Genomic DNA, 1,309 nt, shown 5'->3' with positions numbered 1-1,309 from the left:
GAAGCGACCGTCAAGGTCCACCTGAAGACGCTGCTGCGCAAGATCGACGTTAACAACCGCACCCAGGCCGCCATTTGGGCGATGAACAACGGCTTCACCGCAGAGAGCGCCGTTTCGACCAGGAGCTTTCATGCCGTCTCCGCCTAATTTTTCCCTGCGGAACTCCCCACTTTAGAAGTGGAATTCGGTCAGGTTCTTGGTGAAGACGGGCATCAGGCAAATACTGGAGGAGAAGCCATGCTAACGCTGGGTTCAAGAGCAGGATACCGAGGCGATGACTGCATCGTTGTTGGTCGTACTATCGAAATGCACTGTCGATACGATCTTCTGTTTCCCGTATCGCGCCGAATCGAACAGAATGTACCGGAAAAGGACTTGAAGCCCTGCCCTATTGATCTCCTCCCTTCAGCTGACTGAACCATCCCTATAGATGGGAAAACCGCTGTGTTGAGCGGCGCATCCGTCAGTACCAGCCACCCGACAATGACAGGATTGCAGAGTGTTTTCATGGCAACCGGAACGACTGATAAAGCTTAGTGCATAAACACTGTCAATTTAAAACAGCATGAAGATCCTTGGTGTAGAGAGTCAAAAACCTGACTTCACCTTGGGAAGTATTGAAATACACGAATGCTTTTCCTAGTTGGTTCAACTGCTACATCTTACCGGCAACTTTGATGTTTAAGATAACAGACAGAGGCACGGGGGCTGTGGCTCATCAATGGATTCCGACATGACATCTGTGGTTTCGCAGGATGCGCAGCACGCCATCATCAGTCTGATGCCCAAACTGCAGCGTTTCGCCCGTGCTCTGACTAAATCTGCCGATGCGGGGGAAGATCTTGTTCAGACAGCCTATATGCGAGCTCTCAACCATCCAAATTCCATGGCTGAGATCGAGCAATTGGCAAAATGGATGCGCTTCATCATCTTGAACATCTGGATTGATGAGAAGCGCAGCGCCCGTAATCGGTTGTCGGAACCGCTGGAGAGCGATGATTGTTATGCGGCGACCGACGATACCGAGCGCACCGTGATCGCACGGACCACCCTGGCGCGGGTGCGAACCGAGATGGCGAGAATGCCGGAGGATCAGCGATCCGTCCTCGTACTGGTCTGCATCGAAGGATTAAGCTATAAGCAAGCTGCCGCCGAGCTGGGCGTCCCTGTTGGCACCGTGATGAGCCGCCTTCACCGCGGACGCCTTGAACTTGCGCAGCGCATCAGCTTACCGAGCCAGAACGCCAACACCTATACTCGGGCCGGTTCCGTCAGGTTTCGCGCCAGCTTGCCGTCAGGCGGGTGACTG

Annotated in this window: 2 protein-coding genes; both read left to right on the top strand. The window is 53.8% G+C overall.

Annotated features, from left to right (window positions below; genetic code table 11):
* Positions 1-147, top strand: a 147-nt coding sequence (locus N826_RS42690) for a LuxR C-terminal-related transcriptional regulator (protein WP_169789521.1), incomplete at its 5' end; no start/stop codon positions are given.
* Positions 148-733: 586 nt separating this feature from the next.
* The gene (locus N826_RS38975; protein WP_052832827.1) at positions 734-1,306 is read left to right on the top strand and encodes an RNA polymerase sigma factor; all 573 of its coding nucleotides are present in this window, start codon (positions 734-736) and stop codon (positions 1,304-1,306) included.
* Positions 1,307-1,309: the final 3 nt, after the last annotated feature.

This window comes from Skermanella aerolata KACC 11604, from assembly GCF_000936425.1.
Lineage (GTDB): Bacteria > Pseudomonadota > Alphaproteobacteria > Azospirillales > Azospirillaceae > Skermanella > Skermanella aerolata.
Note: the sequence above shows the minus strand (reverse complement) of the source record. Positions and strands in the feature narration are given on the sequence as shown.